At 69.0% G+C, this 13,421-nt stretch carries 9 protein-coding genes; 3 read left to right on the top strand and 6 right to left on the bottom strand.

Annotated elements, in window-relative coordinates:
* Nucleotides 1-40: 40 nt before the first annotated feature.
* From ACJ73U_RS16360 to ACJ73U_RS16375, 4 genes are all read right to left on the bottom strand, one after another.
* Nucleotides 41-3,598 (bottom strand): choice-of-anchor D domain-containing protein, encoded by a 3,558-nt coding sequence (locus ACJ73U_RS16360; protein WP_407778482.1) that lies wholly within the window; start codon nucleotides 3,596-3,598, stop codon nucleotides 41-43.
* A 108-nt stretch (nucleotides 3,599-3,706) separates the two neighbouring features.
* Nucleotides 3,707-5,347, bottom strand: coding sequence for a xylosidase (locus ACJ73U_RS16365; protein WP_407778483.1), 1,641 nt, complete (start codon nucleotides 5,345-5,347; stop codon nucleotides 3,707-3,709).
* Between the two features lie 198 nt (nucleotides 5,348-5,545).
* Complete coding sequence (locus tag ACJ73U_RS16370) at nucleotides 5,546-5,740, bottom strand: hypothetical protein (RefSeq protein WP_407778484.1); 195 nt, start codon at nucleotides 5,738-5,740, stop codon at nucleotides 5,546-5,548.
* Nucleotides 5,741-5,766: 26 nt separating this feature from the next.
* Nucleotides 5,767-6,594 (bottom strand): SDR family oxidoreductase, encoded by an 828-nt coding sequence (locus ACJ73U_RS16375; protein WP_407778485.1) that lies wholly within the window; start codon nucleotides 6,592-6,594, stop codon nucleotides 5,767-5,769.
* A gap of 173 nt (nucleotides 6,595-6,767) precedes the next feature.
* Between ACJ73U_RS16375 and ACJ73U_RS16380 the strand changes: the two genes are divergently transcribed.
* Nucleotides 6,768-7,190 (top strand): CBS domain-containing protein, encoded by a 423-nt coding sequence (locus tag ACJ73U_RS16380; RefSeq protein ID WP_407778486.1) that lies wholly within the window; start codon nucleotides 6,768-6,770, stop codon nucleotides 7,188-7,190.
* 1,033 nt (nucleotides 7,191-8,223) lie between these two features.
* Here the strand turns inward: ACJ73U_RS16380 and ACJ73U_RS16385 are convergent.
* Both ACJ73U_RS16385 and ACJ73U_RS16390 read right to left on the bottom strand, forming a co-directional pair.
* Nucleotides 8,224-11,196 (bottom strand): tetratricopeptide repeat protein, encoded by a 2,973-nt coding sequence (locus ACJ73U_RS16385; RefSeq protein WP_407778487.1) that lies wholly within the window; start codon nucleotides 11,194-11,196, stop codon nucleotides 8,224-8,226.
* Between the two features lie 2 nt (nucleotides 11,197-11,198).
* Nucleotides 11,199-11,471, bottom strand: a complete 273-nt coding sequence (locus ACJ73U_RS16390; protein WP_407778488.1) for a hypothetical protein — start codon at nucleotides 11,469-11,471, stop codon at nucleotides 11,199-11,201.
* Between the two features lie 803 nt (nucleotides 11,472-12,274).
* Here ACJ73U_RS16390 and ACJ73U_RS16395 point away from each other — a divergent pair.
* Both ACJ73U_RS16395 and ACJ73U_RS16400 read left to right on the top strand, forming a co-directional pair.
* Complete coding sequence (locus tag ACJ73U_RS16395) at nucleotides 12,275-12,607, top strand: hypothetical protein (protein WP_407778489.1); 333 nt, start codon at nucleotides 12,275-12,277, stop codon at nucleotides 12,605-12,607.
* Nucleotides 12,594-13,421, top strand: an 828-nt coding sequence (locus ACJ73U_RS16400; RefSeq protein ID WP_407778490.1) for a 3-oxoacyl-ACP synthase, incomplete at its 3' end; no start/stop codon positions are given. The genes ACJ73U_RS16395 and ACJ73U_RS16400, both read left to right, overlap by 14 nt.

The following is a 13,421-nucleotide window of genomic DNA, read 5'->3' on the forward strand; positions in this document are numbered from 1 at the left end:
CGAAGTGTCGGGGCCGGCACTCCGAGCCGCACGGTGTCCCTTACGAGTTCCAGACCTGGAACTCCGAGATCTGGCCCGCGGGCCAACCGGTGTTCGCCGTGACGGTCAGCCGGAAGTAGCGCTGGCTCGTCGCCGCGAACGTGATGGTCACCGTGTTGTTGCCGCCAGGGGTGAACGCGTAGCTGGTGGCGCCCACGATCGTGGTGAAGCTCGACCCGTTGGTGCTGCCCTGGACGGACAGCGTCTCGTTGCGTGCCTCCCACGACGCCGGCAGCTGCACGACGACCCGGCTCGCGCTCTGGGCGGACCCGAGATCGACCTGGACCCACTGCGGGAAGGCGTTGTTGGCGCTCTCCCAGTAGGTGCTCTGGTTGCCGTCGGTCACGTTGCCCGACGGGTAGACGTCGGTGTGGCTGGACTCGCTCGTCGGCTTGCCGGCGGCGAGGTTGGCGCTCGTGCCGCCGGCGCCCGTGCCGGACAGCGTGACGGTCGTCGGGCTGTTGCCGGCGTTGCTGGTGACCGTCACCGTGCCCGTGCGGGTGCCCGACGCCGTGGGCCGGAAGCTGACGTTGACCGTGCAGGACCCGCCGGCCGCGACGGTGCCGCAGTTGTTGGTCTGGGTGAAGTCACCCGAGACCGTGACACCCGAGACCGACGCGGCCGCCGTGCCCGTGTTGGACACCGTCACCGCCTGGCTGCCGCTCGTCGTGCCCAGCGCCTGCGACGCGAAGGTGAGCGAGGACGGGTTGGTGCTCAACGTGGGCCCGCCCGGCGAGGTGGCGCCGCTCGGGTACACCTCGAACTCCGAGACCTGCCCGGCCGGCCAGCCGGTGTTGGCGGTGATGTTGACGCGCACATAGCGGGCGCCGGTCGCCGGCACCGGGATGTTCACGACGTTGGTCGGCGAGGTGAACGTGTAGTTCGCGGACGCGACGGCCGTGGTGAAGCTCGACCCGTCGGTGGAGGTCTGCACCGACAGCGTTTGCGTGCGGGTGCCCCACGCCGAGCTGGGCGGCAGCCTCAGCGTCACCCTGCCGACGGTGTAGGCCGCCCCGAGGTCCACCTGCAACCACTGCGGGAACGCGTTGTTGGCGCTCTCCCAGTAGGTGTTCGCGTCGCCGTCCGTCGCCGTGGCGGCGGTCTGCGTGCCGTTGACCTCGCTGCTCGCCGACGCCGGCCGGCCGCGGGCGACGTTGGTGTCGGTGCCGATGCCGCTACCCGACAGCGAGATCGTCGTCGGGCTGTTGTTGGCGTTGCTGGTGACCGTCACCGCGCCCGTGCGCGTGCCCGACGCGGTGGGCCGGAACGTGACGGTCACGGTGCAGGACGCGCCGACCGCGAGCGTGCCGCAGTTGTTCGTCTGGCTGTAGTCACCGGACGCGGTGACGCCGGAGACGCTCGCCGACGTGGTGCCGGAGTTGGTCACGGTGACCGTCTGCGCCGCCGACGTGGCGCCCACGACCGTGCCCGGGAAGGACAGGCTCGTCGGGTTCGGGCTGAGGACCGGTCCGGGGGCCACGCCGGTGCCCGACAGCGGCACGGTGGTGGTGACACCCGCGGCGGTGACGGTCAGGTCACCGGTGCGGGAACCCGACGCCGTCGGCCGGAACGTGACGGTGACCGTGCACGACGAGCCCGCGGCGATGCTGCTGCCGCAGTTGTTGGTCTGGCTGAAGTCGCCACTCGTCGCGACCGAGCCGACCGGCGCCGCCGCGGAGCCGCTGTTGGTGACGGTGACCGCCTGCGGGCTGCTCGACGCGCCGGTCGCGACCGAGCCGAAGGACAGCGCCGTCGGGCTGACCGCGATCTGCGAGCCGTTGTCCGGCAGGTACGGCGGGAAGGCCGGATGGGTGATGTTCTGGCACTGCGGCGTCGCGAAGATGCCGGAGTTGCCGCCGCCGTCGGTCAGCGTGAACCCGACGCCGCAGCTGTAGATCGGGCCGGGGGCCTGCGTGCCGGTCGCGGTGCTGTTGGTGATCGTGGCCGAGCCGCCGACCTGCTCCTGGACCACCCAGGTGCCGGTGTTCTGGATCGTGGCGTTGTTGATCTTGACGTTGGTGATGCTGGAGCCCGACACGAACTGGATGGCCTCGTACGGGCTCTGCTGGATGAGGATGTTGTCGACGTTCGTCAGGCCGCTCATGGCCGCGTCCCGCGCGTCGAACCAGAGCGCGCCGACCCCGAACTGCCAGTTGGGGTCCAGGCTGCCGGACCTGATGATCGTGTTGCGCAGCACGTCCGTGCGCCCGAGCGGGGTCGAGGAGAACCGTTGCGCCACATGGATCCCGCCGCCCTGCGCCAGGCCGGCGTCGATCACCCGGTTGTCGGTCACGAAGTTGTCGTGGCCGCCGTAGATCGCGATGCCGTTGGCGAGGATCGGGTACTGCACGGTGTTGTGGTCGAACGAGTCGCCCGAGTCCGCGTTCTGCTCCGACCACGTCGCGAGGCCGTCGTCGCCGAGGTTGCGCAGGTCCGAGTTGGTGACCTTGGAGTTGGTGACCCCGTCGTGGAAGTTGACCCCGTCCGCGGTGACGTCGCGGATCCGCATGCCGTTGAACACGAGGTTGGTGAGCGGGCCGTCCATCCAGGCGCCGACCTTCATGTGCTCGATCCACACCCGGTCCACGGTGGAGTTCGACAGGGCGCCGCCGATGCCGTTGACCTGCGCGCCGTCGTTGCGTTCCTGGACGTCCCCGAAGATCGCGAAGTCGGCCAGGTGCACGCCGCTGCTGCCGTTCGGCGCGTAGTTGCCGTAGAAGCCCGGCGCCGCGCCGACCACCGTCGAGCGCCACATGCCGGCGCCCCTGATCGTGACGTTGTTGAGGACGAGGTGTCCCGGGATCCGGAACGTGCCCTCCGGGATCCACACCGTGCCGCCCGCGCCCGCCTGGGCGATCGCCGAGTTGAACGCGGCGGTCGCGTCGGCGGCGCCGGTCGGGTCGGCGCCCGTGCTGGTCACCGACACCGAGCCGGCCGGCTGGGACAGCGCGCCAGGGACGTTCTCGAAGTCGGCGAAGTCGATCGTGTACGAGCCCGCGGTGTCCTCGGCGTCGACCTGGAGCCGGAACTTGGTGCCGGCCGGGTAGCTCGTCGGGAAGAGCCGGTGCGCCTCGTCGTAGAAGTGGTGCGGGTTGCTGCCGGGGGAGTTGGTGAACGGGTAGCCGCCGTAGTACCAGCTGTAGGCGTTGGTCAGGGTGAAGTTCGACTGCTTGGTCCCGTTGACGTAGAGGGAGAGCGGTGCGGTGTAGACGGACCCGCTGCCGCTGTCCGGGATGCTGTAACGGAAGACGATCGAGTTGGTCGCCGAGGGCGTGGTGAACTCGACGTACTTGCCGGTGCCCTGCAGCGTCACCGCCTTGCGGTAGGACGCCTCCGCGGGGAGCGTGTTGTAGTCGGCGCTGGGGCCGATGACCGTGCCGTTGGTGGCCGCGTTCTCCGCCTGCACCTCGACGTAGGGCAGGGTGGCGCCGACACCGCCGGTCGCGGCCGCCGACGCCGGCTGGGCAGTCAGGACGACGAGACCGCCGGCGGCGAGTAGGCCGGCGGTGAGCACGCTGGCGCGTGCCCGCCAGTGGGGGGATTCACGGAGTGGGGACATTCGCTGCTCTCTTCTTAGCAGGGGGCGAGTAGCAGGTGCTGGAGAGACCGTAACTCGCCGGGCACCTCGACGCAATTATCAGACTTGCAACTGCAAGAAATGAACACGTCAGGTGTTGGCGAGGTCGAACTTCTCCCAGTCCCCGATCGCGGTCCGGTTGGCGACGAGCGCCTGGGCCCCGGCGTTCTCGGCGCAGACGTAGTCGTTGTTGGCCTGGGCGCGCAGGCTGACCGTGCCGTCGGGGTTGTGGACCAGCGCGAAGGTCTCCCACGGCCCGATGGCCGTCCGGTTGGCGACCAGCGGTTGGGCGCCGGCGTTCTCCGCGCACACGTACTGGTTGTTGGCCCTGGCCCGGAGCGCGACGGTGCCGCCGCCCTGGTCGAGCAGGTCGAACCGCTCGCCCGTGCCGACCGCGGTGGCGCTCGCGATCAGCGAGGCCCCGCTGGCGGCGGTGACGTAGCGGCTGTTGGCACGGGAGCGCAGGCTGACGGTCGTGGTGGCGGTGGTGGTCGGCTGGGTCGGGCGGGTGGCGGTCAGCGGGAGCTGTCCCCTGAGCATCCGGCCGCCGTCCGCGGTGAGCCGCAGGTAGTAGTCCGCCGAGCAGGCCGTGCCGTCCTCGTCCAGCGCGAGGATGCCCGACCCCGCCGGGACCATGCTGCCGTTCTCCCCGGTCTTGGCGATCTGGTTGCCCTCGTTGTACTCGTCGAACATCGAGATGTAGATGCCCTGCGCGCCGACGCGGACCATGTTGTAGAACTGCCGCCACATGAACTCGCCGTGGGCGCGCTGGCGTTGCTGCAGGTCGCCGGGCAGCACGCACGGCTGGTAGTCGATGCCGTGGGCGGCGCAGTCGGCCTGGTCGGGCGCGTTCGCGTTGGTGTAGAACCAGTCCGAGCCGGCGGCGTCGCCGATTCGTCCGACCATCCAGGGCGAGAGCATGTTGAACGCGTGGTAGACGTCGAGGAAGCCGGGCCGCGAGTCGCTCGTGCCGGTGCGCCACCACGTCGGCACGCCGCCCATCACGTAGCAGCCCTGGTTCTTGAACCAGTTGACCACGTCGAGGCAGGTGCCGGCGTCCCACGGGTGGTTGCCGTCGTTGAAGCCGAAGCCCCAGATCCCCACCACCGGCCTGCCGTTCTGCCGGGCGTAGGCGGACGACGAGGTGTGCACGGACATCTTGTTCGTCCAGTCGGCCTTGATCTCCGGCTGCATGTTCGTCCAGCCCGAGACGTCGTACATGATGTAGAACCTGCGCCCCGTCGCCTCGGCGGCGCCGCGGACCCTCGCGGTCACGGCGTCGCGGGTGGGCCCCTCGGACCCGTTGGGGTTGAACCGTTGCAGCGCCGCGGTGTCACAGCCGTTCTGCTGCATCCAGCCGAAGTGGACGTTGACGGTCTGCTGGTCGTAGGAGGAGAACAGGGTGGCGGGCTGGCCGCTGCCGAGGTTGCTGTACGCCGTCTGGTAGCCGCGGGCGTAGTCACGCATGTCCGGCCAGCTCTTGATCCCGGTGTTCCCCGGCGACGGCGGTTGTGACCAGTTCTGGCTCCAGTGCCACCACCCGTTGATCGGCGCCCCGTCCCCGGCGCAGGCGAACCAACCCTGGTAGCCGACGGTGATCTTGCCGACCACGTCGCCGGGCGGGCTGGCGGCGGTGCTGGCGGTGGCGGTTGCGGGGAACCTGGCGGACAGCGCCCCGGCGGCGGAGAAGGCCAGCGTCGAGGTGAGCAGGGACCTGCGAGAAATCTCCATGGTCAACTTCCTTGTCGACAGTCATCGGAGGTTTCACAGGATCGTAAGGGGCTGGCGTACTCCGCTGCAAGAAGCTGCCATGGAAGTGAAAAATCTAAACAAGTGATCTGACGTTGGCTGCGATACGGGCCGGGTCCGCGACACTGATGCGACGCGAGCCCGGCCCGTACGGTGGCCGTCGGTTGTGGTGTTGTTCGATCAGTCGCCGGCTTCGCCGGCCCTGTCCTCGATCAGTGGGGCCGCGTCGGGTGGGGCTACCAGGTGGCCGATGCCGTCCGGTTGCCGGCTCTGGTCGGGGTCGGCGTCGCGCCATGGGCGGGGGTCGTCCTCGGGTGGTTGGTCCGCCAGCTCGAGGCGCTCCTGCTGTTCGGAGCGGGCTTCTCGGTCTGTCATGGCTTCTCCTTCCGTCAGCGGGGTGGTCAGGGGTGTCGCCAGGTGTCGTCGGTGAGCAGCTGGCTCGCCTGGGGGCCCATGAGCAGCATGCCGCCGTCGACGACGAGGGACGCGCCGGTGATGTAGCCGGCGGCGGGGGTGGTCAGGAACGCCACCGCGGCGGCGACCTCCCGCGCGTGTCCCGGCCGGCCGAGCGGCACGCCCGGCCGCGGCTCGCCGCGTGGGTCGGTGTCCTCCTGGCCGGTCATCGGGGTGGAGATCTCGCCGGGGGCGACGGAGTTGACGGTGATGGCGTGTTCGGCCAGCTCCAGTGCGAGCACCTTGGTCAGCATGCCGAGGCCGGCCTTGGCGGCGCAGTAGGGCGCGGCGCCGACCTTGGGGGCGTGTTCGTGCACGCTGGTGATGTTGACGATGCGCCCGCCCCGGCCGGCCTCGATCATGTGCCGGGCCGCGCGCTGCGCGCACAGGAACGCCCCGTCCAGGTCGACGGACAGGACCTCCCGCCAGCGGTCGAAGTCCATCTCCATGACCGGTTCCGCGGTGCCGGTGCCCGCGCAGTTGACGAGCACGTCGATGCCGCCGAGCTCACCGGCCAGCTCGTCGACGACGGCCGCCGCGGTGGGGAGGTCGGTGAGGTCGAGCTGGCGGACGTGGGCGGTGGCACCGGCCTCCCGCGCCTGCCGCGCCGTCTCCTCCGCGCCGTCGGCGTCGTGGTGGTAGGTGATGCCCACGTCCACGCCACCACCGGCCAGCGCAACGGCGACGGCCTTGCCGATGCCCGAGTCGGAGCCGGTGACCACGGCGCGGCGGGGAGCGCCGCGGCGCTCTTCGGGTAGAGGTGCGATGGTTGACATGGCCCCCGCGTACCCCCGGTGGCGGCAGCCATGCGGATGGCGTGCCTCACCCGTTCGTGATGGCCGGGTCGGGGGTTCAGCGCGCCTGGCGTGGGTAGGTCCGGTGGAGGTATCCGGCCGGTCCGCGGGTCCGCACCCGCTGATCGCCCTCACGAAGAACCAGGAGGAACCTCATGGCCCAGGCACTACGCGAAGTGATGAGCGCCAACCCCGTAGCCCTGCCCGCCGAGACCCGCGTACGCGAGGCGGCGGCGAAGATGGTCGAACGCGAGATTGGCAACGTCCTGGTGATGGACGACGGCAAGGTGACCGGCGTGGTCACCGACCGCGACATCGTGGTGCGCGCCGTAGCCAAGCGCGACGACCTCACCGACTGCACCCTGCGCGACGTGTGCTCCGCGCCCCTGGTAACCGCCAGCCCCGACGACGACATCGACACCGCGGTGGCCCGCATGCGCGAAAACGCGGTCCGCCGCATCGCTGTCGTCGACGACAGCGGCCAACCGGTCGGCGTCTTCACCCTCGGCGACGCCGCCCTGGAAAAGGACTCCGACTCCGCCCTGGGCGACATCAGCTCGGCCACGGCCAACTCCTGACACCACCGAGGGAGAAACGTCCCCCGGTCCGGTGCCCGGACTGTCGCCGCAGTTTCTCGTGCCCCTGTGCCGGCGTGCGGATGAAGGAGTACATCCACACGCCGGCTCTGGGCGTTGCACCCCTCCGACGCCGGATCAGCGCGGGCTTTGTCTGACGTGACCGACCTCAGGAACCACCGAAACCGGCTGCTGCTACGACGACGCCGACCGCATCCTCGCCACCACCGGTTCCGCTCCCCTCACAGGCGTCACGTACGACACTCACGGCAACACCACAGGCTGGACCGCCAGCGGCGCAACCACCACCCTCACCTGGGACAGCGCCAACCGCAACACCGGCACCGACCCCCCACCATCACCTACATCCGCGACGCGAACGATCGGATCGTCTGTCGAGACGCCACCACAGGCCACAGCACGGCCACGTCTCTGTACTCCTACATCGGCTCCGGTGACACCGCCGGTCTGGCTCTCGCTGCAGACAAGCGTGTCGTCGCTCGTACAATTGTCCTGCCTGGCGGTGGTATACACCTCCAGTGCCCAACCGACCGGGGCCCCCGAAGGTCTTGCGGCTGGCGAACCGCTTCGTCAGCAAACCAGGGATCGCCACGGCCGGCCGAATCTGGCGGAACCACAATTAGGATGACGTAAGAGTGATTTCTTCTGAACGAGGAGCAGTGTTTGTGAGGAAGATCTGGCTTCTGACCATACTTGACTTCTTGACGTTCATTATTATTGCTTTTGTTGGTACAAGGTTCATTCGCGACGAGACCTATAGATTGCTTTGGGTGCTGGCTTCCGGATTTATCACGCTGGCTACCTGGGTGGCAATTAGGTGGTATCTTTCCCGTCGATGAGAATGGAGGTAGTGGTGGGGTGAGGTGGTGGCGATCCATCCCCATGCGTACCACCGGTCGCCTTGAATCCACGCTGTCGACCGTCGTACGTCCGCTTGTGCCGCCTGCCACCGCCGCCGTATCCGATGTCGTGTGGGTCTCCGCGAACCGCTCGGCGTTGTGCTGTGGGGCTCTCGTTAGTTCTTGTCGGGTTTCTCCGCGTACTGGGCGTGCAGCCGATCCTTGTCCGCCTGTGTCCAGGCGATTCCCCACAGACCTTGCTCGATCGCTACGTGGAAGGTGAACTTGTCGCCAGTGATCTCGCTTGCTATTGCCCCTGCTTCTGCCAGCGCGGCGCGACCGGCTTCCTCATCGCCGACGCAGAAGAGGAGGACGGACAGATTGTGCAAGGCCTCGGCAAGGTTCTGATGGCAGTCCGGGTCGGTTTTGGCGAGTTCGCGTTGCAGGGCGACGGCCTCCCGCGCGACGGCAACGGCGGTCGGTCTGTTGGCTGTCATGTGCAGTCGACGGCTGAGCCGGTCCAATGCTCTGCCCAGCCTCGGGCGGTGCACCAGGGGGTCGGTTTTGACGAGCTCACGGTAGAGGCCGACAGCTTCCTCGGCGGTGGTAAGCGCGGCGTGTGCAGCTCCTTGGTTCGTCTGGTATTGGCTCAGGTCATCCAGGCAGGCCGCCAAGGCTGAGCGAACCTGTGCGGGGTCGGTGGCGGCCAGTTCGCGGTAGAGCATGACTGCCTCGCCAACAGCATCGAGGGCTGCTTGTCCACGGCCAGCTCGGCTGAAGGCGGTCCCGAGGACGGCCAGGCACCTGGCGAGTTCCGGTCGGAAGGCGCCAGGATCGACCGCGGCGACCTCGCGGTAGAGGGCCACCGCCTCTTCGGCGGGAGCGAAGCTCGCCGTCACATCGTCGTTGTGCGCCAGCCAGAGCCCCAGGTTGCTCAGGCTACGGGCCAGTTCGGCGCGGTGCGCCTCGGGATCCGATGCTACGAGTTTCCGGTAGAGCGCAACGGCTTCGCGGGCCGGGCCGGCAGCAGTTGCCACCCTGCCGGCCGCCGCCAGCAGGTTGCCGTAGTTGTTGAGCGCGAGTGCCAACTTGGGGGCGAACTCGGCGGCGTTGGATTCAACGAGCTCACCAAGCAGTGCCACCGCTTCGCCGACTGGTTCGACCGCGTCTCGCGGGTGCCCGGCTTCACAGAGCCGCACACCGAAGTTCTGCAAGGTGGTGGCGAGGCGTGGCCGGAAGGTCAGTGGATCGGCTTCAGCGAGCTCCCTGCAAATGGCGAGCGCCTCGCGTGCGGGCCCGAGTGCGCCTTGCTTGTCGCCTGCATCAGCGAGCTGACTACTGAGGTTGTTCTGGCTTGCCGCCAAGCTGTCCTGGTGGCCACGGCCTGACTCGGCGAGGTAGCGGAAGATCGTTACTGCTTCGCGGGCCGGGGCGATCGCGGCTTGCCGCTCGCCTGCGTCCGAGAGCTGGTTGCCGAGATTGGTCAAGCTCGACCCGTAGGCGGGCAAGTAAGTGCCGGGGTCGCGCTTCGCGAGTTCGCCGCACTCCTGGGCTGCTTGGAAGGCTGACGCGAGCGCGCCTTTCCGATCGCCCGCGTACCCCAGCCTCCGTGTCTGCTGTGTGAGGAGTTCCACGCGCAGGTTCGGATCGGCGTCGGCGCGCAGATGAGCGACGACGTGCTTTGCCAGCGCTGCCGCGGCCTGCAGCAGGTCCGTGTGGTACTCGGGCAACCGCAAGAGGACTGTGCCGCACAGTGCCACCGGAGCGGCAGCCACCAACGTCAGCAACACGGGACCGCTGACGTGGGCCACGATGCTCGTCGACCGTTCGAGGACCGTCCACAGCACGGGTCGGACGACCTCGTGCCGGTCCGCGGCCGCGGCCAGGACGATCAGGCACCGGCGCAACGTGTCGGTGGTCGCGGGTTCGTCGGGATTGTCGGACCAGCGCAGCAGCAACCGTTCAAGGGTTTTCGCCGCTCGCGGGTGATCGGCGAGGTGCCGCGCGACGAAGTCCTCACCGAGGCGGTCCGGTCGGAGCGGCGCGAGCGCGGCCTCGGTCGGGGCGTCGCGTGACAGCCGGTCGGGGTAGAGCGTGTCGTGCCAACTGATCAGGGCGCGTGGGCTGGTGTCCGAGAAAGCCGCGGACGCCAGCAGAGCGCGCGCTGATCCGGCGTCGGGGAGAGGGCCGAACAGGGTGGCGAGGAAAACGCTGGAAGCCGCGTCGTCCCGGCTCACGCCCGCGGTGCCGTTGGGCCAGTAGCGGGCTTCGTGATTCAGCAGGAAGCCGGAGAGCTCGGTGAGTTCTGGGCGCCGCACCTGGTCGTGGTCCGCGCTGACGGCGGCCAGCGCGGACATGTGCAAGGTGAGGACGGAGTCGAACTCCGGCGCGTCGAGGTCGGGAACCGCGACGCCGGCCGACGGCAGCTCCATCGCGGCTTGGAACTTCTGCGCGGCAACGGTGAACGCCGCGGCCCGGTCGGCGAGGCCATTGGTCAGCTCGGCCACTTCGAGCGGCTCCGCGAGCTCGAGCGGTAACCGGTCGAGCTCCGGCCGAAGCGATGTCCAGACATGGGCGCGGGTCCGCGCCAGCAGCAGGATCCGCACCGGGTACTGACGATTGCGGGTCGTCACCGAGCGGATCATGGACACCAGAGCGTCGAGCGGCCAGCGCTCGGCGTAGTCGACGACGACCAAGGCAGGACCGCCCACATCACTCGTCGGCGTTCCTTGGTCCAGGACGTCGGCCGGTGACACCGCCTTCGACACGGCTCGGGCCACCCGCCAGCCTCGCTCATGGCTGTTGCCCGCGAACGCGTTCGCGAGCCGCGTCTTGCCCTGTCCGCCCGGACCATGCAGGAGCAGGACCGACGCCGGGGCATCCGCGGCATCACGCCACCCGGTCAGGGCGCGCTCGATCTCCGGTCGTGGCCAGTAGGGCACGACCTCACGGCGCGGATCGAGCAAGTAGCTCGGTGTCCGCTGGTGCTTGGGTACCCAGCTCGACCGCTGCACCGGCTCGAGCCACTGCACCTGGTACGGCTCACCGTCGAACGCCAGCGTCACGTTCTCCGCGGCGCCGATCTGGATGTTCGGTCCGTTGATCCACGACCCGGCGACGGAGTTGCGGTGGCCGCGTGACAACGCCACCGCTACTCGCTCCGCTCAATCCGCGCGTCCCGGCCCACGTGACCGATCTGCACGTTCGATCCGCCGATGGTCGAGTCCTCGACCGTGTTCGACACCGGTGGTGGTGCTGTCGGACCCGCGCGCCGGGTCGACACCACCCCGTAGGCGGCCAACCCCAGACCGATCACGCCGCTCAACGCGCCGATCACGCTGCCGATCTTGTCGGCGGCGTCGAGTCCTTTCCACACCATCAACCCACCGACCGCGACCAGCACGACGCCGCACGCCACGCTCACGATCCACCCCACTCGCCGCAATCCAGCCACACCTCCATGTCGCCGTGCCTCGCAAGACAAGATTTGGGGCTGTCGACTCTACGCTCTGTCGCTGGTTGCGTGGTCAACTACCCCACCCTTCGGCGGGGGTGCTGATCGGGATTGTGATCATGGTCGATGTGTGATCATCAGTGGTGGACGTGTGTTGCGAATGCAGGGACCTGGTCCGGCAACGCCTGGGCGAGAACGTCCCGGTCACCCAGATCCTGGCCGAGATCCGCGAACACGGTTACTGCGACGAGTTCTCGATGTAGGCGAAGGGGCAGCCCGGCGAAGCCGGCCTTCGACAGCGCACTGAAGTCGGTGTAGTTCGGGAGCAGTTCAGCACCAAGCCGCCAGGACCAGTGGCGCGGCCGATCCCGCGACCAACCGGTACTTCGATGAGCTTCTCGATCACGGGACCGACGTTATGCGTGAGGGGGAGCGGGGCATGCGGTACAACCGCAAAGCTGCGGTGCGGGTACCTCATGTCACGCTGGGTGATCGTCCACTTGAGACAGTCTGCGTCTTCGCTATTCAAACTTGCGCATATATAAGCCGAACTCGGGGCCGAAACCGTTTCTTTATCAGTCGGGGATGTCACTGTGAGTGTCAGGGTGGGTGTAGATCCGCATGATCATCACGGTACGTTCCGTGCAACCGGCGGGCCCCGAGGAAGCGGCTCACGATCGTGGGCGGGCCGGGTCAGCGGGTCCCTGTTCCGTCCAAGTCCTTTGTCAGCGCGCCTTTTCTGGCGTGCTGTTCACTGCGTGAAAGGAAGTACCTTGACCGACACTACGTTGACGCGGATCGCTCGTCACCGCTCGGAGGCCGGCACGGCCGACACCGCCGGTGCACACGGCACGGCTGCCGCCCGGCTGGTCGTCCGCTGGGACGGCGAAACCGGCTGGGCACACCTGGCCGTCGCCGTCTCGGAGATCGGTCGGCTCCGGTTCGCCGGGTTCCACCGGTTCGCCAACGGCAGCACGGAAGCCGTGCTCGCCGAGCTCGCGGCCGCCGGCTGTGTCACCGCGTCCGAGCCGCGCCTCGACGACGACCTGCTGGAGATCGACGCCCTGTTCGCATGTCGGGAGGTGGCGACGGGTGCGGCTCGATGACGTCTACCTCAACGGGGTCGGCTGCGACGTCGGCGCGCTCGTCCCCGTCGCCCTGCCGCTCGCGGCCGGCGAGTTCACCGCGGACGACGCCGCCCGCACCGGACAGCTGTCGACCGCGGTGGCCGAGCGGTACGGGCCCGAGCTGGCCGTGAGAGCCGGCCGGGAGGCCCTGCGGCAGGCCGGGGACGACATCACGCCGTCCCTGTGCCTGCACGCCGGGATCTACCACCCCGGCATCGACTTCTGGCACGCCGCGTCCTACGTCCGCGACCAGCTCGGCCTCGGCGCCGGCCCCGGCCTCACGCTCGAGCTCGGCGCGATGAGCAACAGCCTGGTGGCCGGCCTGGACATCGCGGCGAGCGTGCTGCGCGGCCGCCCGGACCACGACGCCGCGCTCATCACCGCCGGCGACCGGTTCGGCGCGCCGGGCTTCCCGCACTGGAGCACCGACACCGGCATCGTCTACGGCGACGCGGGCAGCGCGGTCGTCCTCTCGCGCCGGCCCGGCCTGGCGCGGATCCGCTCGATCGCATCGTTCACCGACCCGTCCCTGGAAGGACTGCAGCGCGGCGACGAACCGTTCCGCACGGCCAGCGTCACGGCCCACCGGTCGCTGGACATCCGGCGCCGCAAGCGCCAGTGGCTCGGCCGCCACGGCGGTCCGGCGCACGTCGACACCCGCAACGCCGACGGGGTCACGACGGTCGTGAAGACAGCGCTGTCCGAAGCGGGGCTCGACCTGCCCGACATCGCGAAGATCTGCGCCCCGCACTACGGCCGGCGCCTGGTGCAGACGCAGATCCTGCGCCCGCTC

Origin of the sequence: Actinophytocola sp. (genome assembly GCF_045807065.1) — a bacterium.
In the GTDB taxonomy this organism is placed as follows: Bacteria; Actinomycetota; Actinomycetes; order Mycobacteriales; family Pseudonocardiaceae; genus Actinophytocola.

Coding starts and splice junctions, on each gene's coding strand:
- ACJ73U_RS16370 (WP_407778484.1), bottom strand. CDS start 5,740: ATGACAGACCGAGAAGCCCGCTCCGAACAGCAGGAGCGCCTCGAGCTG.
- ACJ73U_RS16360 (WP_407778482.1), bottom strand. CDS start 3,598: ATGTCCCCACTCCGTGAATCCCCCCACTGGCGGGCACGCGCCAGCGTG.
- ACJ73U_RS16380 (WP_407778486.1), top strand. CDS start 6,768: ATGGCCCAGGCACTACGCGAAGTGATGAGCGCCAACCCCGTAGCCCTG.
- ACJ73U_RS16365 (WP_407778483.1), bottom strand. CDS start 5,347: ATGGAGATTTCTCGCAGGTCCCTGCTCACCTCGACGCTGGCCTTCTCC.
- ACJ73U_RS16375 (WP_407778485.1), bottom strand. CDS start 6,594: ATGTCAACCATCGCACCTCTACCCGAAGAGCGCCGCGGCGCTCCCCGC.